Source organism: Halorubrum lacusprofundi ATCC 49239, from assembly GCF_000022205.1.
GTDB classification, from domain to species: Archaea; Halobacteriota; Halobacteria; order Halobacteriales; family Haloferacaceae; genus Halorubrum; species Halorubrum lacusprofundi.
In genome coordinates this window covers 1,994,831-2,019,747 of the sequence record NC_012029.1, presented here as the reverse complement: position 1 = coordinate 2,019,747, position 24,917 = coordinate 1,994,831, and the positions used below count along the sequence as shown (strand labels likewise).

At 68.1% G+C, this 24,917-nt stretch carries 27 protein-coding genes; 14 read left to right on the top strand and 13 right to left on the bottom strand.

Annotated features, from left to right (window positions below):
- The first annotated feature begins 9 nt into the window (after positions 1 to 9).
- Positions 10 to 321, top strand: coding sequence for an MTH1187 family thiamine-binding protein (locus HLAC_RS10075; protein WP_015910729.1), 312 nt, complete (start codon positions 10 to 12; stop codon positions 319 to 321).
- 61 nt (positions 322 to 382) lie between these two features.
- Here HLAC_RS10075 and HLAC_RS10070 read toward each other — a convergent pair whose 3' ends face one another.
- The 5 genes from HLAC_RS10070 to HLAC_RS10050 form a co-directional block, all read right to left on the bottom strand.
- Positions 383 to 1,072 carry a hypothetical protein gene (locus HLAC_RS10070; protein ID WP_015910728.1) on the bottom strand — a complete coding sequence of 230 codons (690 nt, stop codon included), beginning with the start codon at positions 1,070 to 1,072 and terminating at the stop codon, positions 383 to 385.
- 70 nt (positions 1,073 to 1,142) lie between these two features.
- Positions 1,143 to 2,651 carry an RtcB family protein gene (locus tag HLAC_RS10065; RefSeq protein WP_015910727.1) on the bottom strand — a complete coding sequence of 503 codons (1,509 nt, stop codon included), beginning with the start codon at positions 2,649 to 2,651 and terminating at the stop codon, positions 1,143 to 1,145.
- A gap of 74 nt (positions 2,652 to 2,725) precedes the next feature.
- Positions 2,726 to 3,355: a hypothetical protein gene (locus tag HLAC_RS10060; protein ID WP_015910726.1), complete on the bottom strand. Its 630-nt coding sequence runs from the start codon at positions 3,353 to 3,355 to the stop codon at positions 2,726 to 2,728.
- Positions 3,356 to 3,423: 68 nt separating this feature from the next.
- The gene (locus HLAC_RS10055; RefSeq protein ID WP_015910725.1) at positions 3,424 to 3,870 is read right to left on the bottom strand and encodes an archease; all 447 of its coding nucleotides are present in this window, start codon (positions 3,868 to 3,870) and stop codon (positions 3,424 to 3,426) included.
- Complete coding sequence (locus HLAC_RS10050) at positions 3,870 to 4,109, bottom strand: DUF502 domain-containing protein (RefSeq protein ID WP_015910724.1); 240 nt, start codon at positions 4,107 to 4,109, stop codon at positions 3,870 to 3,872. The genes HLAC_RS10055 and HLAC_RS10050 overlap by 1 nt, the downstream gene beginning before the upstream one ends.
- Positions 4,110 to 4,263: 154 nt before the next feature.
- Between HLAC_RS10050 and HLAC_RS10045 the strand changes: the two genes are divergently transcribed.
- Together HLAC_RS10045 and hmgA are read left to right on the top strand one after the other, a co-directional pair.
- Positions 4,264 to 4,737 carry a GNAT family N-acetyltransferase gene (locus tag HLAC_RS10045; RefSeq protein WP_015910723.1) on the top strand — a complete coding sequence of 158 codons (474 nt, stop codon included), beginning with the start codon at positions 4,264 to 4,266 and terminating at the stop codon, positions 4,735 to 4,737.
- A gap of 85 nt (positions 4,738 to 4,822) precedes the next feature.
- A complete protein-coding gene (gene hmgA / locus HLAC_RS10040) occupies positions 4,823 to 6,046 on the top strand; it encodes a hydroxymethylglutaryl-CoA reductase (NADPH) (RefSeq protein ID WP_015910722.1) in 1,224 nt (407 codons plus the stop codon).
- Between the two features lie 27 nt (positions 6,047 to 6,073).
- Here hmgA and cofH read toward each other — a convergent pair whose 3' ends face one another.
- Positions 6,074 to 7,522, bottom strand: coding sequence for a 7,8-didemethyl-8-hydroxy-5-deazariboflavin synthase subunit CofH (gene cofH / locus HLAC_RS10035; protein WP_015910721.1), 1,449 nt, complete (start codon positions 7,520 to 7,522; stop codon positions 6,074 to 6,076).
- A gap of 349 nt (positions 7,523 to 7,871) precedes the next feature.
- Positions 7,872 to 8,816, bottom strand: a complete 945-nt coding sequence (locus HLAC_RS10030; RefSeq protein ID WP_015910720.1) for an HFX_2341 family transcriptional regulator — start codon at positions 8,814 to 8,816, stop codon at positions 7,872 to 7,874.
- Positions 8,817 to 9,039: 223 nt separating this feature from the next.
- Here HLAC_RS10030 and HLAC_RS10025 point away from each other — a divergent pair, with 223 nt between their 5' ends.
- Positions 9,040 to 10,347, top strand: a complete 1,308-nt coding sequence (locus tag HLAC_RS10025) for an acetamidase/formamidase family protein (protein ID WP_015910719.1) — start codon at positions 9,040 to 9,042, stop codon at positions 10,345 to 10,347.
- Between the two features lie 32 nt (positions 10,348 to 10,379).
- Here the strand turns inward: HLAC_RS10025 and HLAC_RS10020 are convergent, their stop codons facing one another.
- Positions 10,380 to 11,351: a M48 family metallopeptidase gene (locus HLAC_RS10020; protein WP_015910718.1), complete on the bottom strand. Its 972-nt coding sequence runs from the start codon at positions 11,349 to 11,351 to the stop codon at positions 10,380 to 10,382.
- Positions 11,352 to 11,482: 131 nt separating this feature from the next.
- On the opposite strand from HLAC_RS10020, the gene HLAC_RS10015 reads away from it, so the two are divergent.
- A complete protein-coding gene (locus HLAC_RS10015) occupies positions 11,483 to 12,562 on the top strand; it encodes an aminopeptidase (protein ID WP_015910717.1) in 1,080 nt (359 codons plus the stop codon).
- 95 nt (positions 12,563 to 12,657) lie between these two features.
- The gene (locus tag HLAC_RS10010; RefSeq protein WP_049933728.1) at positions 12,658 to 12,963 is read left to right on the top strand and encodes an amphi-Trp domain-containing protein; all 306 of its coding nucleotides are present in this window, start codon (positions 12,658 to 12,660) and stop codon (positions 12,961 to 12,963) included.
- 16 nt (positions 12,964 to 12,979) lie between these two features.
- Here the strand turns inward: HLAC_RS10010 and HLAC_RS10005 are convergent, their stop codons facing one another.
- A complete protein-coding gene (locus tag HLAC_RS10005; protein WP_015910715.1) occupies positions 12,980 to 13,540 on the bottom strand; it encodes a response regulator in 561 nt (186 codons plus the stop codon).
- Between the two features lie 276 nt (positions 13,541 to 13,816).
- On the opposite strand from HLAC_RS10005, the gene pan2 reads away from it, so the two are divergent.
- The 3 genes from pan2 (at position 13,817) to HLAC_RS09990 (ending at position 16,230) form a co-directional block, all read left to right on the top strand.
- Complete coding sequence (gene pan2 / locus HLAC_RS10000) at positions 13,817 to 15,040, top strand: proteasome-activating nucleotidase Pan2 (RefSeq protein ID WP_015910714.1); 1,224 nt, start codon at positions 13,817 to 13,819, stop codon at positions 15,038 to 15,040.
- Between the two features lie 185 nt (positions 15,041 to 15,225).
- Entirely contained in the window at positions 15,226 to 15,771 is a 546-nt protein-coding gene (locus HLAC_RS09995; RefSeq protein ID WP_015910713.1) for a pyruvoyl-dependent arginine decarboxylase, read from the top strand.
- An 81-nt stretch (positions 15,772 to 15,852) separates the two neighbouring features.
- Positions 15,853 to 16,230, top strand: a complete 378-nt coding sequence (locus HLAC_RS09990) for a DUF5811 family protein (protein ID WP_015910712.1) — start codon at positions 15,853 to 15,855, stop codon at positions 16,228 to 16,230.
- Positions 16,231 to 16,237: 7 nt separating this feature from the next.
- Here the strand turns inward: HLAC_RS09990 and HLAC_RS09985 are convergent, their stop codons facing one another.
- Positions 16,238 to 17,122, bottom strand: a complete 885-nt coding sequence (locus HLAC_RS09985; protein WP_015910711.1) for a M14 family metallopeptidase — start codon at positions 17,120 to 17,122, stop codon at positions 16,238 to 16,240.
- Between the two features lie 166 nt (positions 17,123 to 17,288).
- Here HLAC_RS09985 and HLAC_RS09980 point away from each other — a divergent pair, with 166 nt between their 5' ends.
- Entirely contained in the window at positions 17,289 to 17,954 is a 666-nt protein-coding gene (locus HLAC_RS09980) for a TetR/AcrR family transcriptional regulator (protein WP_015910710.1), read from the top strand.
- A gap of 30 nt (positions 17,955 to 17,984) precedes the next feature.
- Here HLAC_RS09980 and HLAC_RS09975 read toward each other — a convergent pair whose 3' ends face one another.
- From HLAC_RS09975 to HLAC_RS09965, 3 genes are all read right to left on the bottom strand, one after another.
- Complete coding sequence (locus HLAC_RS09975) at positions 17,985 to 19,574, bottom strand: lipopolysaccharide biosynthesis protein (protein ID WP_015910709.1); 1,590 nt, start codon at positions 19,572 to 19,574, stop codon at positions 17,985 to 17,987.
- Between the two features lie 48 nt (positions 19,575 to 19,622).
- On the bottom strand, positions 19,623 to 20,642 hold the full coding sequence (locus tag HLAC_RS09970) for an aldo/keto reductase (RefSeq protein WP_015910708.1): 1,020 nt from the start codon (positions 20,640 to 20,642) through the stop codon (positions 19,623 to 19,625).
- 92 nt (positions 20,643 to 20,734) lie between these two features.
- A complete protein-coding gene (locus tag HLAC_RS09965; RefSeq protein ID WP_015910707.1) occupies positions 20,735 to 21,826 on the bottom strand; it encodes a DUF7972 family membrane protein in 1,092 nt (363 codons plus the stop codon).
- Between the two features lie 239 nt (positions 21,827 to 22,065).
- Here HLAC_RS09965 and HLAC_RS09960 point away from each other — a divergent pair, with 239 nt between their 5' ends.
- The 4 genes from HLAC_RS09960 to HLAC_RS09945 all read left to right on the top strand — a co-directional run bounded on the left by HLAC_RS09960 (position 22,066) and on the right by HLAC_RS09945 (position 24,915).
- On the top strand, positions 22,066 to 22,758 hold the full coding sequence (locus HLAC_RS09960; RefSeq protein ID WP_015910706.1) for a DUF7384 family protein: 693 nt from the start codon (positions 22,066 to 22,068) through the stop codon (positions 22,756 to 22,758).
- Positions 22,759 to 22,783: 25 nt separating this feature from the next.
- Positions 22,784 to 23,776 carry an HhH-GPD family protein gene (locus HLAC_RS09955; RefSeq protein ID WP_015910705.1) on the top strand — a complete coding sequence of 331 codons (993 nt, stop codon included), beginning with the start codon at positions 22,784 to 22,786 and terminating at the stop codon, positions 23,774 to 23,776.
- Positions 23,777 to 23,843: 67 nt separating this feature from the next.
- Positions 23,844 to 24,242 carry a DUF5778 family protein gene (locus HLAC_RS09950; protein WP_015910704.1) on the top strand — a complete coding sequence of 133 codons (399 nt, stop codon included), beginning with the start codon at positions 23,844 to 23,846 and terminating at the stop codon, positions 24,240 to 24,242.
- 22 nt (positions 24,243 to 24,264) lie between these two features.
- On the top strand, positions 24,265 to 24,915 hold the full coding sequence (locus tag HLAC_RS09945) for a CocE/NonD family hydrolase (RefSeq protein WP_015910703.1): 651 nt from the start codon (positions 24,265 to 24,267) through the stop codon (positions 24,913 to 24,915).
- Positions 24,916 to 24,917: the final 2 nt, after the last annotated feature.

Here is a 24,917-nt window from a genome sequence, read left to right as displayed (position 1 = left end):
CACACAGGTATGACCGCCATCGCGCTGTTGAGTGTCGCACCGGTGATCGAGGGGAGTATGTCCGGCGAGGTCGCGAAGGCCGTCGCCGCGCTCGACGACTTCGACGTGAGCTACGAGACGAACCCGATGGGAACCGTGATCGAGGCCGACGACGCCGAGACGCTGTTCGCGGCGGCCGCGGCCGCTCACGACGCCGTCGACGGCGACCGCGTCTCCACGGTCTTAAAAATCGACGACAAGCGGACCGAGGACACGACCGCCGCGCGGAAGGTCGAGGCCGTCGAAGAACACCTCGGTCGGGAGGCGAAGCGGGAGCGCTGACCGGGCGGGGGAGTCGGCGTCGTTCCGTCAGGTGGTGCCACTTCTCAGGCGGCGTCGCTTCTCAGGCGGCGTCGACCCCGACCGATCCACCTGCCGTCGCATCGCCCGCTGGATTTTCGACGGTCAGGTCGACGGTCGTCGTGCGCACGACGGTCGCTTCGTCGCCGCCGCCGGCGACATCCGCGCGGAATACTACGTCCAGCGTCGTCGTGTCCGTCTCGCCGCCGGATAGATCAGTCGCGGAGAGCGTCTCGCTCGTCACCGCGTCGCCCCGGGCAGTTGCGTCAGCGCGCTCGAACCGCACGGTGAGGCTGCCGTCGATCGTGTCGAAATCGGGCGGCGCTTCAGACTGTGCGCCATCGGAGCCGCCGACCGACGCGACATCGCCGGGCGTCGCCCCGGGATCGGCCGCCGTGAGGGTCTCCCGGTACACCTTGTCGACGCCGGCATCGCTCCCCACGGCGAGCGTGAGCGTCACGCGCTCGACGCGCTCGGAGAAGTCGGTCCACGACACGTTCAGTGTCGGTGAGAGGTAGACGGACTCGATCCGTCCGTCGTTGCTGGTGACCGTCGGAGCGTCGCCCGCCTCGAAGGCCGCGGGGTCACCGTCGATCGCGGCCGCTGGCCGGCTGGATGCGACGAGCGTTCCGGCTCCGGTGATCGCTGCGCCCGCGGCGGCGGCGACCCCGCCGAGGACCGACCGTCTGGTTAGCTCCCGTTGCCCGTCGGCGTCCCGCGAGTGGCTCGACATCTCGACGCGGAGTGGGCGCGGTATGGGTGATAAGGAGTGGGAGACGGAGGAAATCGTCGTCGGCGGCCCGTCACCCCTTGATGTTACAGACGGGGAACGTCCGCGCGACCTTGTCGCCGATGCCGAGTTCGTCGCTGACGCGGATCACCTCGTCGATGTCCTTGTACACGCCCGGCGCCTCCTCGGCGATGGTAGCGCCGGACCGCGCTTTCACGTAGATCTGCTGGCCGTCTTCGAGGTCGTCTTGCACGTCCTCGCCCCAGAACTCCTGTTTCGCCTGCGTCCGGCTCATCAGCCGGCCGGCGCCGTGGGCGGTGGAGCCGAAGGAGACGCCCATCGACTCGTCGCCGCCGCGGAGCACGTACGACCCGGCGCCCATGCTGCCGGGGATGATCACGGGCTGGCCCACGTCGCGGTAGACTTCGGGTACGTCCTCGTGGCCGGCCGGGAACGCGCGGGTCGCGCCCTTGCGGTGGACGTACAGCTCCCGATCCGCACGGTCGACCGCCTCGTCGCCGACCGCGGGCAGTCCGTCGGCGTCGACGCCGACCTCGTGGGTCTCCTTCTTGGCGATGTTGTGTGCCACGTCGTACAGCAGTTCCATCTCGAGGTCCTCGATCGGGTCGGCGTCGAACACCTCGCCGAACGTTTTGCGGGCTTGGTGGGTGATCAGCTGGCGGTTCACCCATGCGAAGTTGATGCACGCGCCCATCGCACCGTAGTACTCGTCTGCCAGCTCGGAGCCGGCGGGCGCGGCCGCGAGCTCTTTGTCGGGCAGCTCGGCGAGCAGGTCGCCGTGTTTCTTCTCGATCTGCCGGAGGTAGTCGTTGCAAGTCTGGTGGCCGAGTCCGCGGCTCCCGCAGTGGATCAACACGACGATTCCGTCTTCTTCGAGCCCGTACTCGTCGGCGACCTCCTCGCGGAACACGTCCGTGACGCGCTGCACCTCGAGGAAGTGGTTCCCCGAGCCGAGCGACCCCATCTGGTTGCGTCCTCGGTCCATCGCCTTCTGGGAGACGTACTCGGGGCGGGCGTCGGGCCGTCGCCCCTCGTCCTCACAGCGCGCGAGGTCGCTTTCGATTCCGTACCCCTCTTCGACGGCCCACTCGACGCCCCGTTCTAGGGCGCCCTCGATCGCGTCGGCGTCGCCCTCGATGACGCCGCCGCCGCCGAGCCCGGAGGGGATCGCCTCGAAAAGCGCGTTGACGAGTTCCGGCTCGCGGCCGCGCACGTCGTCGTAGGTAAGATTAGTTTTCACCATTCTGACGCCGCAATTTATGTCATAGCCGACCGCTCCGGGCGAGATACAGCCGGTTCGGGCGTCGATCGCGCCGACGCCGCCGACCGGGAACCCGTACCCCTGATGGCCGTCGGGCATACAGAGGGCGGGCTCGACCATTCCGGGCAGGTGCGTGGCGTTTTTTAGCTGTTGGAGGGTTTTGTCCTCGCCGATCTCCGCTAGCAGGCTCTCGCTGGCGAGCACCCGCGCGGGGACGTTCATGTCGCCCTCGCGGGGGATCTCCCAGACGTGCTCCCGCACTTTCTCCAGTCGGATCCCGTCGAACTCGCGCGTGGTCATACCCGGCGTTCGTCGCGGGGGGGCAAGGGCGTTGCGTCAGCGAGCGCAGGTTCGGGCGGGTATCCCCGCGACCGCTACCGGTCGACCGGGTCGATCGGCAGCCATCCGATCTCGGCGTCGACGAGCGTGAACGCGGCGAAGATCCGCCCGAGTACGAGCCCGTACAGCAGGTGTGCGACGGCGATGACCGCGCCGAACTCGAGGGTCGCCGTGAGCCCCGGTACCGGGAGCGTCGGCACCGGCAGCGAGGTCGCGCCCTCGATCGCGAGTGCGACCGGCAACAGCAGTCCGCCGGTGATCATGCCGAGCAGCGCCGAGTGGATGACGCCGAGCGAGAGATAGCCCCCGACGTCCGTGCGCAGGTCGTCGAAGAACGCGCGATCGAAGATGGCGACGAACAGCGTCCCGAACGCCGCGCTGTTGAACAGGTGGACCGCCCAGCCGGCGATGACCGTTTCGATGCCGATCAGGGCGCCGATCGTCGGCATGAGCCCCAACGCTCCGTGCAACACGATACCCATGGCCACGCCGGCGATCAGCCCACTTACGGCGCCCGCAAGCCAGTGTCGGCCGACCGCCTCGGGGCTCCCCCTTGCAGTCGCCTCCGGTTGCCGCTCTTCTGTCCCGCTCGGTTCCCGTTCCGCAGGACCGTCCGCACCCGTTTCGGCTCCCGCATCTGTGTCGTCCCAACCAGACTGTGACATGTGCCAACAAGGGTCTCTTCGGTGATAATGGTTTCCACGAGCATTCGTTTTTCGGACGTGTACGCTCGTCACACGTCGAAAACGACGTACGCGTACCACTCGCCGCCCCGACGATCGAGGACCATCTCGGAGTAGGTGACAGCCTTGATCTCCCGGGCGGCGACGGCGTCGAGGGGGACGCCGCGGGCCGTTACCTCGACCGTCCACATCGCTTCGTCGTTCGATTCGGAGTCATCAGATTCGGGATCATCAGATTCCGCGATCGTACACCGGTGATCGGCGGGGAGGACGAGCCGCACGTCGCGTTCGTAGATCAGCTGGTCGAGGTAGTCGAAGAGGAGCGCCTCGCGGCTTTCGGCGGTCACGGTGAACTCGAACCGATCCCCGCCCTCGGCGATCGTCTCGCAGCTCGCGGCGGTGAGGCCGTCGCCGACCGACTCGAACAGCGCCGCGAGGGTGGGCGCGGTCGCCTCGACCGCGATGTCGGCCGTGTGCTCGCGGAGGGTGTAGCTCATCAGTCGTCACCTCTATCGCTCGGAGGGATATCGATCTCGGTGGCGATCTCGCGGCCGACCGGGAGCGTCACCGGTTGCAACACCGGGAGGATCTCCGACGAGAATGCGTGCAGGTGGTCATAAACCGCGTTAAACACCACGCCGAGCGCCGCGAGAGTGATGGCAGAGGGGGCGGTGACGGAGACGCCAGCGAGGAACGCGTGACGGAGCCGCTTCCGGCCCGTTGGCGGCGGGTCCATTACCGCACACCCACGACCGAGCGCAACAAAACCTTTCCGTCGTTGGGTCGCAGCACTCGGGACCGTTCGCTCGACTTGCGTCCCCTCGCCCGCCGAGCGCAACCGTCCCCGGTGGCGGTGGAGTTATATCCCGCTGGCGTGTTAGCCACGTGCAGTGAGCGTCAACGTGGAGAAGCGGACGGAACCGCCCGGCGAGACCGACCACGTCGCCGAGGCGTGGGAGCTCAAAGAGCGGATCCGATCCGAGGAGGGCGTCCTCCGACAGCGGCGGGGGTTCTTCGTCGACGCCTACCGTCGGTCCACGACGCACCTACTGGTCGAGAACGACGAGATCGTCGCGTTCGCCTCCGTGCGCCGCGACGGCTACATCCTCTTTCTGGCTGTCCACCCCGATCACCGGGGGCGCGGTCACGCCGAGCGCCTCATCGCCGACGTGGCCCAGGAACACCGATCAGTCACCTGCCACGCCCGCACGACCAACACCGGGGCGCTCGGCTTCTACGAACACCTCGGCTTCGAGGTCGTCCGCCGGATCGACGACTACTACGAGGACGGTGGCGACGCCTACTACCTCAAGCTCGGCGGCGAGTCGCTCCGCGAGCGGCTCTCCGGGATCGTCGGGCGGTAGTCGGGAAGTTCTGAGGATAGCCCGCGGCCCCCGAAGCGCCTGCAAAACCGATAGTCATTAGCGCGCGCCGCGAGGAACCCCGGCCATGACCGAACCCACACCCGCGTCGCTCGCCGACCGCGTCAGCGAGGGCGAGATTCGCTTCCACGAACTCGAAGCGCACGCCGACGCCAACACCGCTGCGGCCGCCCGGCGTCGCCTCGTTAGCGAGACTGCTGACGCCGACGTCGACGCGCTCGGCGAGTACGCGTTCGACGCGGCCGACGCCCACGGGTCGAACATCGAGAACATGGTCGGCGCGGTGCAGGTGCCGATGGGCGTCGCCGGCCCCGTCGCGGTCGACGGCGGCGCGCTCTCGGGCGAGCGCTACCTCCCGATGGCGACCACGGAGGGCGCGCTCGTCGCATCCATCAACCGCGGCTGCTCTGTCGTCAACGACGCCGGCGGGGCGACCGCGCGCGTGACGAAGAGCGGGATGACCCGAGCGCCGATCTTCCGCGTGGCCGACGTGGCCGAGGCGGAGGCGCTCGTCTCGTGGGTCCGCGACAACGAGGGGGTTCTTCGAGAGGCGGCCGAGTCGACGACGAGCCACGGCGAGCTGCTCGACGTGACGCCCTACGTCGTCGGTAACAACGTCTACCTGCGGTTCCGCTACGACACGAAAGACGCGATGGGGATGAACATGGTCACCATCGCGACCCGCGAGGCCTGCGACGAGATCGAGGCCGAAACGGACGCCTCGCTCGTCGCGCTCTCGGGGAACCTCTGTTCGGACAAGAAGCCGGCCGCGATCAACGCGGTCGAGGGGCGCGGACGCTCCGTGGCCGCCGACGTGGAGGTTCCCCGCGAGGTCGTCGAGGAGCGGCTCCACACGACGCCGGAGTCGATCGCGGAGATCAACACCCGGAAGAACCTCGTCGGCTCCGCGAAGGCGGGCGGGCTCGGCTTCAACGCCCACGTCGCCAACGCGGTCGCGGCGATGTTCCTCGCGACCGGGCAGGACGAGGCCCAGGTCGTCGAGGGGGCGAACGCGATCACGACCGCGGAGACGACGCCCGAGGGCGACCTGTACCTCTCCGTGTCGCTCGCGAGCCTCGAGGTCGGGACCGTCGGCGGCGGGACGGGGCTCCCGACGCAGGCGGCAGGGCTGGACATCCTCGGCGTCCGCGGCGGCGGCGACCCCGCCGGGAGCAACGGCGACGCGCTCGCGGAGGCGATCGCGGTGGGCGCGCTCGCCGGCGAGCTCTCGCTGCTCGCGGCGCTCGGCTCCAGACACCTCTCCTCCGCGCACGCGGACCTCGGGCGGTAGGCGTCGCTTCTTCTCGCGGTTCCGCGCTCAGTCGTCGGCGCCCGACGACTCCCCGTCGGACGCGCCAGACGCGCCAGACTTACCGGACCCGCCGGACGACGAGTCCGAGAGCATCGGCGTGCCGTCGGCGCGAGGACCGAGCCGCGGTCCGTGAGGATTGTCGTCGGGATCGATCCGCCGGCGGGTGCGGTAGTCGGTCGAGCGCTCGACCGGCGTGCGGCCGATCGCCGTGATCATGTCGACGTAGTCGTCGAACGAGCGGAACTCCCCGTACTCGCCGCCGGCGCGTTTGGTGATCTCCTCGGAGAGGATGGTGCCCATGAAGTCGTCGGCGCCGCAGTTGAGCAGTTTCAGTCCGTGCGCGTCGCCCGACTTCACCCACGAGGCCTGCACGTGATCGACGTTGTCCAAGAAGAGGCGCGCGACCGCCACCACGAGTTCGTCCTCGTCGTGAGAGGGGCCGGAGTCGACAACGCCGTGGCGGTAGAGGGGCGTGTTCTGGTGGATAAAGGAGAGGGGGACGAACTCCGTAATCCGGCCGGTGCGGTCCTGTAGATCGCGGATCACTCCGAGGTGTTTCGCGCGGTGTTCGACCGTCTCGACGTGACCGTACATCATCGTTGAGGTGACATCGAGGCCGGCCGCCATCGCGCCCTCCATGGCCGCGACCCAGTCGTCGGTGCGGATCTTCCCGGGGCAGATCACGTCGCGGACCTCGTCGACGAGGATCTCCGCGGCGGTGCCGGGAGCGGAGTCGAGTCCGGCCGCAGCGAGTTCGCGGTAGACCGTCTCGTAGTCCCAGTCGGTGCCGCGGGCGGCGTGGTACGCCTCCTCGGGCGTCATCGAGTGCAGGTGGATCCCGCCGACCGACATCGCCTCGATCTGCTCGACGTAGGTGCCCGGATCCGTGGCGTACTCCTCGGGCGGTTTGTAGTTCACCTCGCTTTCCGGGTCGTCGTAGGATTGAAGGATCTCGTGGTGCTCCTCGTTCAGCGCGAGCGCGGGGTGGAGCCCGGACACCGAGCACACCTCGTAGACGCCCATGTCGAGGGCGTCTTCGACGATCGCGCGGGACTCGGCGGGCGTCTTCGTGAAGCCAACGTGGTCGGCGTCGCTGTCGGCCTCGAAGGCGTGCGCCGAGTCCTTGAAGTTGCAGAACAGACAGCCCGTGTTGCAGGCGGTCGTGACGTTGTTGTTGAGGTTGGCGACGAACGTGATCTCGTCGCCGACCTCCTCATGGCGCCGGCGGTCGGCGAGTTCGAGGACCCGCTCTTTGCGGACGGGGTCGACCCCCTCGGTGTCCGTGCCGGTCGCGAGCAGTTCGGTCGCGTCGTCGATTGAGAGGCGGTCGCCGTCGCGGGCCTTCGCGAGCGCGTTCTCGAACGACTGGTCGGTCGCCGGCTCGGCGAAGCCGAAGTCGTCGTCGAGGTCGGCGGCGTCGCGGTCTGTCGCGTCGGGGTCCCGCGCCGGATTCATCGCGTGTGTCTCCCCGTCCCACGAATAAAAACGGGCCGGTCACGGCACTGATAAATCAGTCGCGGTGGCGCGTGCCGCCGAGGCTGCCTCGCGGCCGAGGAGCACGCGCGAGGGAGTCGCGAGCGAAGCGAGCGACGAGGCTGGGGAGGCGTGAGGCCGCGGTGCTGTGCGGTCGGGTGGGACTCAAAGGGGCCGCCTTCGTCCTCGCGGCTGGGGCTTTGAAGCTGTTCACCGCGGAGTCGTCGATCACGTATCGCCGAGCGGTTGGGGCTTTGGAGGCCTTCGCCGTCGATCCACTGCCAGAAGCCACTTATAAACAGCTAACCGCCCTTCCGAGATCCGACACGTCCTACGCCAACTCCCGATCCTCGCCGGCGTGCGCCCGGACCCACAGTTCGCCGATCCGCGAGAGAGTGGTTCGGTAGGACTTCCCGTGTTCTTCGCGCTCGATGTACCCCTTGCCCCCGGGGCCGAGCCGATCGACGTTGTATATCACCTTCGAGCGGAACGAGTCGGTGTACTGCTCGTTGAGGTCGGCGGCGAGCGTCTCGGCCAGTTCGGAGACCGACTCGAACTCGCCGTGCTCGCCGAGGGTGAACAACACGAGCTCCTCGAACGGCTTGACGTTCTGGAAGGAGGCGACCGGAAGCTCGATCACGTGGCTGTCCCCGATGCGCTTCGCGCCGATGGTGGTGCCGCGCTCGTCGAACTCCGCGAGCAGGTCGGTGGTGGTGGCAAGCTGTTCGGCGATGCGGTCGTCGCCGACGCGATCGTCGGCTACCGCGTCGTCCTCGACCAACTCCCGCAGGAGGTCGCGGTTCGCCCGGAGCTCCTCGGCGAGTTCGGTCTCTAAGTACTTCTCCGGGGCGGTGTAGTAGGTGTGGATGCGGTCGCGGTCGTCCTGCCGCTCGACCATGATCGAGTGGGCCGCGGTCGCGAACGCGAAGGAGACGGGCCGCGGCATCGAACAGAGGTTCACCCACACTTCGCGCTCGTCGGAATCATCGACTCCCTCGTCCCGATCGAGTTCCGCATTTATCAGATCGAAGGCGCGCTCGAAGGCGGCGTCGTAGTCGTACACGTCGTCCAGTTGCTCCCGAACGGTCTCGGCGCCGAGCAGGTTCCGAAAGTCCTGTTCGAGCTTGCGCGCGATGTTGCGCGAGTACTCGACGTTGGCCTCGCTGCCGACCGTCCCCTCCAAGAGGATCACCCGGTCGACGTCGAACTGGTCCCGGATGAGCGGGGCGATCATGCGGTCGTAATCGAAGCCGACCGGCACGATGTGGGTCTGCATGGGTGAGCGTTTGGCGGGACGCGCTTATAAACGGACGCAAGCGATCGCGGGAGCCCGCCGTCCGACACCTGCCGCCCGTCATCCTGTCCTCACACCACTCCGCCACCCGCCACCCTGCCACCCCGTCACCCCGACACCCCACCACCCCGCTACCTCGCCACACCGATCGAACGCTTCCGCGAGCAGTAGCGTTATTCCCGCGACCCACCAATCACGACGTGGTATGTCACAACAAGGCGTTCAAGAGGAGCTGTACGTCGACCAGTACACGCTCGGGCTGGTCGGTCCCGATCAGGAGTGGGCCGGCACAGTCGCTGACGGCGGAAGGGTGGAGACGTACACGCCGCCGGGGTGCTGGGGGCCGATGGTCACGCCGTCGTTCCGCGGCGGCCACGAGGTGACCCGCCCGATCCGCGTCGAGGGCGCCGAGGTCGGCGACGCGATCGCGATCCACATCCGCGACGTCGAGGTGACAAGCATGGCCACCAGCACGGGCTCGATGGCCGAGCGCGAGGGTGCGTTCGGCGACGATCCCTTCGTCGACCACCGCTGTCCCGAGTGCGGGACGACGTGGCCCGACTCCATCGTCGAGGGCACGGGCGAAGACGCGATCCGCTGTGCCGAGTGCGGCGCTAACGCCTCCTCGTTCGGCTTCGAGTACGGGTACACCGTCGCGTTCGACCACGAGAACGCGGTCGGCGTCACCCTCGACAAGGAGGGCGCTCACGAGCTCGCGCTCGACGCCGAGCGCGTGATGGACATCCCCGAGAACGCCCGGCAACACCCGATCCTGCTGTACGAGCCGGACGGGATGCCCGGCACGCTCGGTCGCCTCCGACCCTTCATCGGGAACATCGGAACGACGCCGTCGGTGACGATGCCCGATTCGCACAACGCGGGCGACTTCGGCCAGAGTCTCATCGGCGCCGACCACGACTACGGCGTCGAGACCGAGGCAGATCTCGAAAAGCGCACCGACGGCCACATGGACATCTCCGAGGTCCGTGCGGGTGCCACGCTGATCTGCCCCGTCGAGATCGACGGCGGCGGGGTGTACGTCGGCGACCTCCACGCGAACCAGGGCGACGGCGAGCTCTCCCTCCACACGACCGACGTGAGCGGCACCGTCACGATGGACGTAGAGGTGATCGAGGGCCTCGATATCGATGGTCCCGTGCTGCTCCCGAACGAGGAGGATCTGCCCTTCATCAGCAAGCCCTACACTGACGCGGAGCGCGAGTCCGGCCAGAACCTCGGCGCAGAACACGGCGTCGACGTCGAGGACGACATGGCCCCGATTCAGGTCGTCGGCTCCGGCGCCACCGTCAACGACGCCACGCAGAACGCCTTCGACCGCGCCGGGAAACTCCTCGACATGAGCGAGGGCGAGATCCGCGCTCGGTGTACCTTCACCGGCGGCGTCCAGATCGGTCGACTCCCCGGCGTCGTCCAGCTCGATATGCTGGCGCCGCTGGACCTGCTCGACGAGCGGGGGCTCGGCGACGCGACACGGGAGCAGTACGGGCTGTAGGCCTCCTGCACGTAGTCCCCTCAATCACCAACTCACCGGCGTCGACCCCCTCTCGACGGCCCAATAGGGATTCGGCGGGTCGACTCCTGTGCCGCCGCCCGCCGCCGTAGGCGCTCGACGCGCTCCTCGATCGAGGGGTGCGTCGACAGCCAGCGCTCAGCCGGGTTCTCGGTCCGTTTGTACGTGGACAGCGGTGTGAAGGGCCACGACGGCTCCGCGGCTCGCTCGATCCGCCGGAGCGCCCGTGCAAGCGCGATGGGGTCTCCGGTCACCTCAGCCGCACGGTCGTCGGCCGCAAACTCCCGCTTGCGCGACCGCGACCGGGCGAGGAGAGTCGCGAGTACGAAGCCGGCGAACAGTCCGTTCGTGAGCGCGCGGTGGAGCCACGCGAAGGGACCTGACCGGTCACCGGGGCGCCCCCGGATCCACGCCGAGGCGGCGGCGAGCCCAGAGAGTGCAAGGAGTGCCGGCAGCGCAAGCACCGTGGTGAACCCGACGACTGCACGCCCGATCCCGTCGGCCATCGCGAGCGCGAGCCCGTCGTTCGTTTCGAGGTGCGCCAGTTCGTGCGCGACGATTGCCTCCACCTCGCGCGCCGAGAGGATCCGGAACAGCGACCGGTCCATCACGAGGGCCCCGCCGCCCGATCCGCCGCCGACCGCGAACGCGTTCGGCGCCCGGGCGTCGGTGACGTACAGCGCCGGGCGGTCGACAGCCATCCGAGCCGCGAGTGCGTCGATCCGATGGTGGAGGTCGGGCGCGCGCTCGCGGGGCAGTCGGTCGCCCTCCAGACTCGCGAGGACCTGTGCGGTCCCGATCCAGTAGCTGAGGTACGCCGAGCCGACCGCGACGACGGCGAGCAGCGCGAGGAGAACGGGGAGGTCGGGGCGTGTGGCCCAGAGAAACAGCAGCGCGTCGGCGACGAACGCGGCCGCGGCCAGATACACCGCGAGCAGCGCGACGCCGACGACGGCTGCGGCCGCGCGGAACGCGAGCCGGGACATGTCCGACTGTACGAGGCGGGGCGTCAAACCCGTTGTGTCGTCGGCTCCCCCACGACTGCGGAACAGCCGGCTCCCCCACGCGTGCCGCCGGAAGGAAAAGCCGTAATTCCTCGGCCGCGAAACGCCTGCACATGGACGCACGCGTTCGCGAACACGCGGAGATCATCGCCGACCACTCCACCGACATCCAGTCGGGCGACGACGTGGTCATCCAGATGCCGAAGGAGGCCGAGGACCTCGCGGTCGCCCTCCACGAGATCTGCGGGGATCGCGGTGCCAACCCCGTCTACCTCAACTACTCGAAGCGCGCCCAGCGCGCCTTCAAGCGCTCATCGGACGACTTCACCGAGCCGAGCCACCGACGCGCGCTCTACGAGGAGGCCGACGTGTTCATCATCGCGCGCGGCGGCTCGAACGCCACCGAGGACGCCGACATCGACCCGGAGACCAACGCGGCCTACAACCGGGCGATGGAGGACGTCAAGCGGACGCGGCTCTCGAAGACGTGGTGTCTCACGCAGTACCCGACCGCGAGCCACGCCCAGCTCGCCGGAATGAGCACCGAGGCGTACGAGAACTTCGTGTGGGACGCCGTCTCGCTCGACTGGGACGAACAGCGCGAGTTCCAGTCGAACATGGTCGAGATCCTCGATACCGCCGACGAGGTCCGGATCACATCCGGTGAGGAGACCGACCTGACGATGGACCTGTCGGGTAACTCCACGCTTAACGACTACGGCGAGGCCAACCTTCCCGGCGGTGAAGTGTTCACCGCGCCCGTGCGCGACGGCGTCGACGGCGAGGTTCACTTCGATCTACCACTCTATCGCTACGGCCGCGAGATCGAGGGGGTCCGGCTCCGGTTCGAGGACGGAGAGGTCGTCTCCCACTCCGCCGAACGCAACGAGGACCTGCTGACGGGGATCCTCGACACCGACGAGGGATCTCGGCATCTCGGGGAACTCGGCATCGGGATGAACCGCCAGATCGACCGGTTCACCTACAACATGCTGTTCGACGAGAAGATGGGCGACACCGTCCACATGGCGGTCGGTTCCGCGTACCCGGAGACGGTCGGCGAAGGCAACGAGGTCAACGAGTCCGCCGAGCACGTCGACATGATCGTCGACATGAGCGAGGACTCCGTCATCGAAGTCGACGGCGAGGTTGTCCAGCGCAACGGGACGTTCGTCTTCGAGGACGGGTTCTAACTGCTTCGGCGGCGATGGCGGATTTTGTCGTCTGATCGGGCCGACAATCTCGTTCTGTGGGGGATTTTATGTTCTCACCGCGCGTACTCACGGTCATGCCTGAAGAAGTCCTCTTCGAGTCGGAGAGCCGCCGGAGCCGCGCCGAGATCGCCGCGTATCTCCGGACCGTCGCGGACTCGCTGGAGTCCGACAACGCGATCACCCTGCAGAAAGGCGAGCAGTCGGTGACGATGGACCCGCCCGCACGGCCGACGTTCGAGGTGAAAGCCGAGCGCGAGGGGCCGGACAACGGACCGGGCGAGCTCAGCGTCGAGTTCGAATTGGAGTGGGACGAGGAGGGTGACGGTGACGATGACGGTGGCGACGGCGGGGAGGGCGACGGGGAGTTAGCGATCGAGTAGGTGCGTTCGAAGGCCGCTACGGAATTCCGCCGGGAATCTCGGCGAAGGCGTCCCGCGCGGAGAGGTGGTCGAGGGTGTCGTCGACGCGGTCCCGAACCGCCTCCATCCGGTCGATGAGCTCCTCGTACTCGTCGGTGTTCGTCGTATCGGCGGCCTCCAGCGCAGCCTTCTTCGACGCCAGCGCGAAGAACTCCTGGCTGTGCTCGTCGAACTCCGCACGGTGGAGCAGTACCTCCACGAGCGCGAGCAGGTCCTCCTTCGAAACGGGCTTCGTCTTGTAGTCGTCGAACGGCATGTCGACGATATCGACATCCGGCTCGACCGCGGTCAGCATCGCGATCCGCGCGTCGTACCCTTCCCCGCGGATCGCCTCGAGCACCTCGTGGCCCGACATCTCGGGCATCCGTCGATCTAAGAGGACCACGTCGACCGACTCGTCCATCATCGAGAGGGCTTCCTCGCCGCCGGTGGCGATCCGCACGTCGTAGGTCGCGTCGAGGTACACCCGGTACAGCTCGGCGAGGTCGGGCTCGTCGTCGACCGCAAGGACCGTGGGCTGCGCCTCGGCGTCACTCATGATCGGAGGACTGCGGTCTGCCGATCACCCGCTCGGAGTCGCGGACCGGCGTGACCGATTGCTGTTCGTGCGCTCATGACGCGAGTTACACGCGTGATCGGTTAAAACGTTGACCCATAGTTATCGTGAGTGATATCTACCTCCCGAGACGATCGATCCGGCTCCCGTTCGCTCGGAGGGACCGCCTCACACGGCCGGATCGGTCGCACGATCGAATTGGGAGACCGCCGTGACCCAAAGGCACATTTACGCGCGCTTCCTAATCGGCACCAACGAATGTCTCATAGCCCCTCACTGCCCGACCGTCCTCGTCTGGAACTCGATCCGGAGATGAGCGAGACGGAGCGGCTCGAGGCGATCCGCCAGCACTACCGGCGGATACTGCAGGTGAACGATGAGCTCGAGGACCGACTTGATGACGCGCAGGACCGGCGCGGCGAACTCAAGTCGGACGTGGACGGGCTGAAACGCGAAAACGAGGTGCTGAAGACCACCTCGCTGTACATCGCCTCCGTCGAGGAGATCACCGATGACGGAGTAGTCATCAAACAGCACGGCAACAACCAGGAGGTGCTGACGCAGGCGTCCACGACGCTTGAGTCCGACCTCCGGCCCGGCGACCGCGTCGCGAACAACGATTCCTTCGCGGTCCAGCAGGTGCTCGACGACGAGACCGACTCCCGGGCGCAGGCGATGGAGGTCACCGAGTCCCCGGACGTCACCTACGACGACATCGGCGGCATCGACGACCAGATCCGCGAGGTCCGCGAGGCCGTCGAGGACCCGCTCGAAGACCCCGAGCAGTTCGAGGCGGTCGGCGTCGATCCGCCGAGCGGTGTCCTCCTGCACGGCCCGCCGGGGACTGGGAAGACGATGCTGGCGAAGGCGGTCGCCAACGAGTCCGACGCCACCTTCATCAAGATGGCCGGCTCCGAACTGGTCAGGAAGTTCATCGGCGAGGGCGCCCGACTCGTCCGTGACCTGTTCGAGCTCGCTGGCGAACGCGAGCCCGCTGTCATCTTCATCGACGAGATTGACGCCGTCGCCGCCAAGCGGACGGACTCGAAGACGTCGGGCGACGCCGAGGTTCAGCGCACGATGATGCAGTTGCTCTCCGAGATGGACGGCTTTGACGACCGCGGCGAGGTCCGGATCATGGCCGCCACGAACCGCTTCGACATGCTCGACGAGGCGATCTTGCGTCCGGGGCGCTTTGACCGCCTCATCGAGGTGCCGGAGCCGAACGCCGAGGGTCGCGCGCGCATTTTGGAGATCCACACGCAGGACATGAACGTCGCCGAAGGGACGGACGTGAGCGAGGTCGCGGCCGACCTAGAGGGATACAGCGGCGCCGACATCGCCTCGCTGGCGACCGAGGCCGGGATGTTCGCGATCCGCGACGGTCGCACCGAGGTCACGCAAGCGGACTTCGAGCAGGCGCGCGAGAAGTTGCAGGACGCCGAGAAGACCGAAGAGCAGGTCATCAACTACCAGTACTAGACGTTCCGATCGGCGGGCGGTTTTGAGTTCTGCAGGGTTTCTGACGGTAGATCAACGGGGTACGCTTCCAAAGCACCAGCCGCGAGGCGCGCGCCACCACTCCCTTTTATATTCAGCTTTTGTGCCGTCGTCGGCAGCGCCCCAGTTCGTAACCCCTTACCTCCCGCGCCGTCGACTCTCAGCCGATGAACACCATCCACGTCGCCGGCGGCGTCGGCGTCGCCGACACGGCGATGGCCTCCTACGACGCCGCGCTCGCGGACGCGAACCTCCACAACTACAACCTCGTCGCGGTCTCCTCAGTCGTCCCCGCGGAGGCGACGGTCGAGGCAGTCGAAGCGGCGCCGGATCTCGGTCCCGCCGGCAACCAACTCACGGTCGTCGAGGCGCGCCGAACGGTCGGCCCCGACGACGCGGTCGACTTCCGGGAGGGCGGCCGCGCCGGCGCGGAGGACGCCGAGTCGAAGCGGGCGCCGCGCCGCCGCCCGGACGTGGCCGCCGGACTCGGCTGGGCCACCGGCCCGGGTCCCGGCCTCTTCTACGAGGTCACCGGCGAGGACCCCGACGACGTACGCGAGCGGATCGAGGCGGGACTCGACGCGGGAAGCGACCTCCGCGACTGGGAGCTGCCGGATCGTGAGGTCCACGTCGAGACGGCGGCCGCGACCCCCGACCGGTTCACGACGGCAGTCGTCATCGCCGCGTACGGCGAGTCCGAGCCGATCCTGTAGGGGGAGACTCCGATCGATCCCTCCCGGATCGCCCCCGCCGACGCCTTTTTGAGTGGGCTCCGTGTATCAAACGTGTCTTCGATGAACGGCAATAACCCGTATGCCGGGGCACCGGGTGTGACGAACGCGGGCGAGCCCGCGGCCGTCGACCTCTCTCCGGATCAAGAACGACGCCTCCGGCGCGCGGTCGCCGGAATCGTCTCGCGAACCGAATCGTATCTCCCGAACAGCTACGCGGTCGGCTCCGAGCTGTCGGTCGGCACGAACGGGCCGCAGGCGACCGTCGCCGTCAACCCACCGGCCGGTCACCCCGTCTCGGCCGGGTTCACGCCGGACCCCGACGAGCTGGAGGCCGGCATCGCCGACGCCGACACCGACGAGGTCGCCCGCGGACTGGCCGCGAGCGCTGCGATGCAGGTGATGGACGCTGTCGGCGACGTGACGCCGACCGCGAAGTGAACTCGGGCTACTCCGTCTTCGTTTCGCTGACCTCTCCTTCCGAATCGTCTGCCGCTCTCACTGACTCCGGCGGCTCCAGCGTCCCTGTCACCCGGCCGTAGATCCCGAATATTTCCTCGTACCCCTCTTCGCTCGCGAGAATCGGGACCACACCCTCCTCCTCGACGCGGTGGATGTACACGTCGTCCTCGGCGAACACCGAGCCTGCGGGAATCTCCTCGAAGTTGGCGAAGTGGACCGTGGGCTCGCCGCCTCCCTTCGGCACCTCCTCGTCGCCCGCGACGACCGTCTTCTCGGTGAACGTCGGCGGTTCGTCGTCGATCGCGCCGTGCGCCCGGAGGAACGCCAGACACGCCTCGTAGCCGAACGCGACCGCCTCCTCGCTGCCCTGTCGACCGACCTCGATCGAGACGGTGTGCGGGATGGTGGAGTCCAGCGTCGTCCCGCGGAGCCCGCTTGCATCGACGACGTAGTCGACGGGCATCGCCGTCACGCTCCGGCGCGTCGACGGTGTGAGATCGCTGTAGATCGCAAAGGGCGGCGGCGCGCTGTGAGAGGTGTGGAGCGCGAGTACCGCGTCCATCCCCTCCAGTTCGGCTGCGAGCCGCGGCGCGAGCGCGCGCTCGTACTCGTCGCTGTCGGTATCTCCCGGGAACGCGCGGTTCAGATCCGTGTCGGTGTACCGCGTCCCCGCTGCTAGCGCCGGCTCGTTAGCGACGATCAGTCGAATGATGCCGTCGCCGCCCTCCTCGTCGCCTGACCCTTTCCCCTCCTCGTCGAGTTCGTCGGCGAGTCGCCTGACAATTCGCTCGCCGGCGGGTTCGTCGCCGTGGATCCCGCCGACGATCGCGACGCGGGCCGAGCTCGCTGACCCGCGGTCGATCGTTTCCATACGCTCACTTTATGCGGTCCGCATAAAGTGTCGCCGTTCCGGGAGGGAGACACCGGAACGCAGTTCGGTGAGACGCCGGGACGCGATCCGCAGTCTTAACGACGGGGGAGCGACCAGACCGGATAAATGCACCCCCTCAACGCGTGTTGCAAGGTGAGTCTGTAACGTGGTCGACGCCGATGACGCCGGGAACGGCGGGGTCGTCGTCGCCGGAAGCGGAGCCACCGGAGACGCTGACACCGAGACGGACGACCCCCTCAAAGCGGAGATCATGCGCGCAACCTACCGAGCGCTGATCGAGCAGGGGTACAGCGACCTCACGATACAGGGGATCGCCGACGAGTTCCCCAAAAGCAAGTCCCTACTCTACTACCACTACGACGGAAAAGACGACCTGATCGCGTCTTTCCTCGGGTTCGCTACCGATCGATTCCGACGTGAGATCGAAGTCGAGATCGACGACCCGGAGGCGCAGCTCCGTGCGCTCGTCGACCAGCTCGTCCCCGAGTCGCTCGACGAGGGCGAGTACCGCGTGCAGGTGGCGCTGTTGGAACTTCGCAGCGAGACGCCCCACAACGAGCGGTTCCGGCAGCAGTACGCGGTGGTCGACGACGCCCTCAAGTCTGACATCGCCGACGTGCTCCGGCGCGGTATCGAGTCGGGCGCGTTCGCCACCGACGTGAATCCCGACACCGAAGCAGAGGTCCTCGTCTCGCTTCTGACCGGCGTTCGGACCCTCCGGCTCTCAACGTACGAGCGGTTCCCGGTCGCGGAGACGCGGGCTGCGCTCGACGGCTATCTCGATCGGCTTCTCGCCGACTCCGAGGCGTAGCCGGTCGCCGACCACCGATTGGCGCGCAGCTTACCGACCGAGCCACTCGGCGAGGGCCCCACGGTACCGCCCCGCAAGCTCTCGTGCGACGAGCCGGTCTCGGGGATCAACGCCGAGGACGTGTAGCGTGCCCGCGTAGACCACGAGCCCGCCCGCGGCCCCGACGACGACCGCGGCTCGCCCGGGGGCAACCTCCCGAATTGCTCGCATCGCGAGGAACGTCACGCCGCCGGCCACCAGCGGGGTGAGGTAGGTGCGGTCGAACGGCCACAGCCCCTCGAAGCGGCGCAACAGGATGACCTGAATCGCGTTTTGCACCGCGATCGCGAGCGAGGTGCCGAGCGCGGCGCCGACGAGCCCATACCGGACCACGAATGCGTACGTTAAGGCGACGTTGAGGACGGCGAGCAGCCAGTCGAGCGCCATCCGGGCGTACTGGTGGTCGGTCATCATCAGGAGCCAGCCGGTCGCGCCCACCGCGCTGCCGACGAACACCCCGCCGAGGTAGACGACGAGGGGGGCGTACCCTGCGACGTACGGCTCGCCGAACAGCCCGAGTAGCTCCCGGCCGTACACCACGAGCACGGCGAGGATCGGGATCACGCTCGTGACGATCTGACGGGTCACCGACGTGTACACCGCGTTGAGCGTTTCGATCCGATCGTCGGCGTACAGATCCGAGGCGACCGGCGGCAGCAGTTGGTTGAACGCGATGAGGGGGATCCACGCGATCGCGATCAACACGAGGACGACGTTGTACACGCCCGCGGCGGTCGCCGTCAACAGCGCTCCGACGAGCAACACGTCAACGCGGTTCTGGAACACCTTCCCGAGGCTGCTCATCGCGACCGGCGCCGCGTGGTTGTAGAACCGCCCCGCCTCCCCACGGACTCCCCGCAGCGACGGGACGATCCCGGTCACCCGCGCGGAGAGGGGCGCGGCGACGGCCGCGAGCAGCGCGGTCGCGACGACGATGCCGCCGGCGACGCCGACGACCGAGTAGCCGAGCGCCAGCGCCGTAAGCGCGCCCACGAGCCGGACGCCCGGGCGGAGGAGTTTGTTGAAGGCGATCTCGCCGCGCGCGGACCCGACCGCGCGGAAGATCGCCGACGCGACCATCACGACGCCGAGCGATCCGACGAGGAAGCCGAACGCGCGCATCGTCGGCGGGAACGCGGGGGCCTCGACGGTGAGCGCGTTGATCCGCGGTGCTGCCACCCAGATTCCGGCGGCGATGGCGGCACCGAATCCGAGCGTCGTGGCGTACGCGAGCCCGGCGACGACCCCCTGTCGGTCGGGGTCGTCCGCGTACTCGGGGAGGTAGCGCTGGAGCGCCGGCACGCTCCCGAACGTGACGAGCCGCGAGAGCAACTGGGCGATCCGCCACGCCAGTGCGTACACGCCGTAGGCGGCCGGGCCGAGTCCGCGAGCGAGCGCGAACTCCGTCACGGCCGTGAGCGCGCGCTGGCCGGAGACACCGCCGGCGGTGATCACGGCTCCGCCCGCGATCGTCAGGAGCGCCTCGCGCTCGGCGTCGGGGACGCTGTCGTCGTCGCTCGCCGCCTCGCGCTCGCCGTCGCCACCGGCACCGAGTCCGTCGTTCACGTATCGACTCGACATGACTCGGGTCGGGAGAAAAGCGACTCGTTCCGCCGCCGGTCTGAGCCGCTACCAGCGCTGGTGGACGTGCTCGCGGACGAACTCGTCGTACACGTCAGCGACGGCCTCGCGGTCGGCCTCGCCGAGCGGCACGAGGTCGCTCGCGGCCGCGTTCGACCGAATGTGCTCCGGCGTTGTCGACCCCGGAATGACCGCCGAGACGGCGTCGTGGTCGAGGAGCCAGCGCAGCGAGAGCTGCGGGAGCGAGAGGTCGTTGCCGGTCGCGTCGGTCGGGTCGTCGGCGACGGCGTCGACCCGCTCGGCGAGCGCGTCGGCGGCGTCGAGGCCGACCTCGTAGGGGACGCCGGCGAACGTCTCGCCCACGTCGAACGCGTCGCCCTCGCGGTTGTAGTTGCGGTGGTCGTCCTCGGCGAAGTCGGTGTCCCGCGAGAGCGCGCCGGTCAGGAGGCCGGAGGCGAGCGGCACCCGACAGATCACGCCCACGTCGCGGGCGGCGGCCTCGTCGAGGAACAGCTTCGCGGGACGCTGGCGGAAGGGGTTGAAGATGATCTGGACCGTCTCGACGCCAGGGTACTCGATCGCTTTCAGTCCCTCCTCGACGCGTTCAACGCTGACGCCGTAGTTCGCGATCTTTCCCTCGTCGGCGAGGGCCGCGAGCGCGTCGAACGTCTCCGGCTGGTAGTACACATCCGTCGGCGGGCAGTGAAGCTGGACCAGATCCAGCGTCTCCATCCCGAGGTTCTCGCGCGATCGGTTCACGAACCGCCGGAGGTTCGTCTCGTTATACTCGTCGGGGACGTGGGGGTTGAGCCGGCGACCGGCCTTCGTGGCGACCGTCACCTCCTCGGCGTCGATGTCGTCTTCGAGCACGTCGCCGAGGATGCGCTCCGAGCGCCCGTCGCCGTACACATCTGCGGTGTCGAAGAAATCGATTCCGGCGTCGCGGGCGGCCTCGACCGCTGCGACCGCCTCGGACTCGGTCACGTCGCCCCAGTCGCTCCCGATCTGCCACGCGCCGTAGCCGACCTCGCTGACCTCGCCGACGTTCCCGAGCGTTCGGTGGTTCATGTTCACGTCCTACTGATCGGGGTGAACGCAAGGGCGTTCCGGAGGCGGAACCGCGAGAGGAGGGCGACGGAGCCGTCGACAGGAGCGCTGATTCATTTCGAGTCCCGCAGCACCAACGGCCCGATGGCGAGCGTGCGCTTCGCGAGGGTGAGTACGCGGAGCACGTAGGAGACGAAAAGCAAGAAAGGGAGGAGCGTGACCGCGAACGCAGCCCCGACGACGAGCGTCACGTGGTCGACCCCGCGGGTGCTCCCGGGGAACGTCCCGGCGTCGACGACCGCGAGCATGAGCCCCGCGACGACCAACGCGGGCACCGCGGCGTAGAGGATCTGCCGCGAGAGGTCGATCAGCGTCCACTGGAAGTACAGCGTCTTGATGTGTTCGCGGGCGGGACCGAACAGCGACAGCGACTCCTTCAGCTCCTTGAGCAGAGCGCGCTCGTCGTCGGTGAACGCGTCGTCGTGGTCGTCGTCGACGCGCTCGATCTGGCCGATCTTCGGGCTGTAGTCGAAGTCGATGGCCGCGAACACCACGTCGAAGGAGCCGAACTCCGCACCGTCCAGACTGTCGCGCACGCCGTCGGCGTTTTCGATGATATTCGCGGCGAGGTCGTCGACGTCCTCTCGGATGGCGATCCGGTCCGACCGGTCGCCGTCGCGCTCCCGAACCGACTCGCGGAGGGCCCGGCTGCGCTCCGACGCGGCGACGAGGATCGCATCGAGGAACGCGGCGGGGTCCGTGGGCACCGGGGAGCCGGTCAGTTCCGCGATAGAGTCTCGAACGGTGAGCGTGTCGTTCATGCGCTCCTGCTGGTCTCCGAGCGGGCCGTTCTCCTGCGTGAGCACGACCTGACCGATTGTGACGACGAGCGTCGTTCCGGTGACGATCGCCGCGATCATCGTCGAGAACAGCGTATCGATCGGATCGCCCGACCCGATCTTCTCAGCGAGAGACGGGGAGAACGCGGCCGCCACGGTGACGAACGCGACGAAGACGACGAGTGTTAAGACTCCCGCGACGACGAGCCGGTTCGCACGCAACAGCAGCCAGAGCTTCACCCGGCTATCACCGGCGCGAACGCGCATCGTGTCGGCCGTGTCGCCGTCGTCGGTATCTTCGCCTCCCTCCGCTTTCTCGCCCTCGTTCGCCTCTTCGGACGCCGTCCCGCTCGTTCTCTCGGTCATTACGCTTCGATAACCGCTTCTCGGCCGATTCCACCGACGTTCATGTAGTATGATACCGTACCCAGTGAGATAAGTACACGGTGTGATTCGAGAGGCGGCGTCGTATTCGACGGGCAGAGACGCCCGTTCGAGTTGGATGCGTATCTCGGATCCGCCGCCGCGTCGCAACGCAGAGTGTGTATTCACCAAGAGGACCGCCGGCCGCAAACCCGATACCCGTGGCTGCCGACACCCTCTGTATGACCACGACGTTTGCCGATCTCTTCGAGCGGGCGGCTGAGTACGACGTGAGCGCCGAGGCGGTGAACGCGGCGCTCGTCGAGCGTCGATCGGCGTCTGGGGACGACTCCGGCACCACTACCGAGGTCGCTTCCGACGTCTCCGACACCGACGACCTTCCCCCCGTCGACCGAGATCCGAGTCCGGCCCGTGTCGTCGCCGACGCAGATGTGCTCGCAGCCGACCTCCTCGTCGGCGGGCCGGCTCGCGAGGCGCTCGACGCGCTACGCTCGCACGCGTGGACGACTTTGGTCGCCAGCGACCCGCTCCTCGACGACGCCGAGGCCGTGGTCGCCTCGCTCGCGGACGACGGGCTGGCGGCCGACTGGCGCGGAGCAGTCGAGGCGTGGCGCGAGCCAGTGGCGCAACCCGCGGCCGACCACCCGGCGCTGGCGTCGGCGTACCGCGGCGGAGCGATGCAGGTCGTGAGCCTCGATCCGTCGCTTACGGGTCCGCAGGCCGCGGCCGGACTCCGAAATCGGATGCCGGTGAGCGTTCGGGAGCCGCGCGCGTTCGCGACCGTGTTCTCGCCAGCGAGGCTGTATCCGGAGGCCGTCGGGGGGGAGTACCCGGGTCCCGACCGCGACCCGCGCTCGATGGAACCGGTCGATATCGGCACGGACCGGCACCCCGGCGAGGACCAGCATCGATAAACCGCCGCCGACCGGACCGAGGGTAATGACCGACTCGGACGCGACCGCCGTAGCGGGGGCCGGCGTCGACGGCGACGCCCCCGAGCTGCCGGCCGATCTCGATGCGGTCCGCGATGCACTCGTCGACTGGTACGAGGCGGACCACCGCGAGTTCCCGTGGCGACGCACAGAGGACCCCTACGAGATCCTCGTCAGCGAGGTGATGAGCCAGCAGACACAGCTCGACCGAGTCGTCCCCGCGTGGGAGGACTTCGTCGAGGAGTGGCCGACGACCGAGGAGTTGGCCGAGGCCGACCGCGGCGGCGTGGTCGCGTTCTGGTCCGACCACTCGCTCGGCTACAACAACCGCGCGAAGTACCTCCACGAGGCCGCCGGACAGGTAGAAGGGGAGTACGGCGGGACGTTCCCGGAGACGCCCGAGGAACTACAGGAGCTGATGGGCGTCGGCCCGTACACCGCGAACGCGGTGGCGTCGTTCGCGTTCGACAACGGCGACGCCGTCGTCGACACCAACGTGAAGCGGGTGCTCCACCGCGCGTTCGCGGTCCCGGACGACGACGCGGCGTTCGCGCAGGTCGCATCGGACGTGATGCCCGACGGCGAGTCCCGTATCTGGAACAACGCGATCATGGAGCTCGGTGGCGTCGCCTGCGGGACGACCCCGCGGTGTGACGAGGCCGGCTGTCCGTGGCGGAGATGGTGTCACGCCTACGAAACCGGCGACTTCACCGCGCCCGACGTGCCCGAGCAGCCGAGCTTCGAGGGAAGTCGTCGGCAGTTCCGAGGTCGGATCGTCCGACTCCTCGGCGAGTACGACGAGCTGGCGCTCGACGATCTCGGCCCCCGCGTCCGAGTCGACTATTCGCCCGACGGCGAGCACGGCCGAGAGTGGCTGCGCGGGCTCGTCGACGACCTCGCGGACGACGGGCTCGTGGCGATCGAAGAGCGCGCAGGGGCGGACGAAGGGCGTTCGGCGGACGACGGAGCGAGCGAGGTCGTCGTCTCTCTGCGGCGGTGAGTTCCAGAGCGTGAGAAAGCGATTGGGAACCGTTACCCGTTTATCGCGGGAGCGGGAATGAGTGGCCATGAGCGAGACCGTCGACGCCGACCTCTACACGCGGACGAAGGCCTTACTGGAGCCGGGCGACATCGAACTCGCCGGCTGTATCGTCCACACGACGCTCGGCGGGCAGGAGGACTTGGAGATGCACGAGCTCACGGTCGCGATCAACGAGGTCATCGCCGATCACGCCGGGAAGGGCGAGTCGTACATCGAGGCCGGCAACGACGACACGAACTTCTCGTCGAACCAGTTCCAAGGACTGACCCTCGACGACGAGGCGTTCGTCTGGGAGTGCCAGCAGCTCCTCCGCGACGGCACCTTCGACCTCGTCTTCTACTACGAGGCGAACGTCGATCAGGAGGCGCTCGCGGACGACCTCGCCGAACTCGACAACGTCGATCGCGTGACGCAGGTTCCCTGACGCGGCGACCCCCTTGTAACTCGTGAGCGAAACCGTTCTCATTCCCGGCGGCCGCGACGTGCGCGCCACCCTCGACACCGCCGCGAGCGACGGCGGTGGCGACGCCACCGGGAACGGGTCCCGGGCCGACGCGGTCGTCGTCGCCTGCCCGCCGCACCCCCAACAGCGCGGCCACCGCGGCGACGAGCGCCTGACCGCCGTCAGCAACGCGCTGACCGATCGGGGGATCGACTGCCTTCGGTTCGACTACGGTGACTGGGACGAAGGATACGGCGAGAGCACTGACGCCGACAACACGGTCGGCTGGGCGGTCGAGCGGTACGAGCGCGTCGGGCTGTTCGGCTTCTCGTTCGGGGGGACGGTCGCGCTCGTCACGGCGGCGTCCCGCCCCGGACTCGCCGGGGTCTGCGCGCTCGCGCCGACCGCGCGACTGAACCCCGACGTGGACGCAGTTGCGGTCCTCGACGATCTTATCGATCTCAGCGTGCCAACGCGGATCCTGTACGCGACCCGCGACTCGACGGCCGACTGGGAGCCCGTGGTGGAGCGGGCCAAGGAGTTGGGAATCGAGACGATCGGATTCGAGTCCGACCACTTCTTCGTCGGGCGGGCAGGTGATGTGGGGGAGGAAGTGGGGGCGTTTTTCGGGCCGCGACTAGAGGACAGTTTATAAAC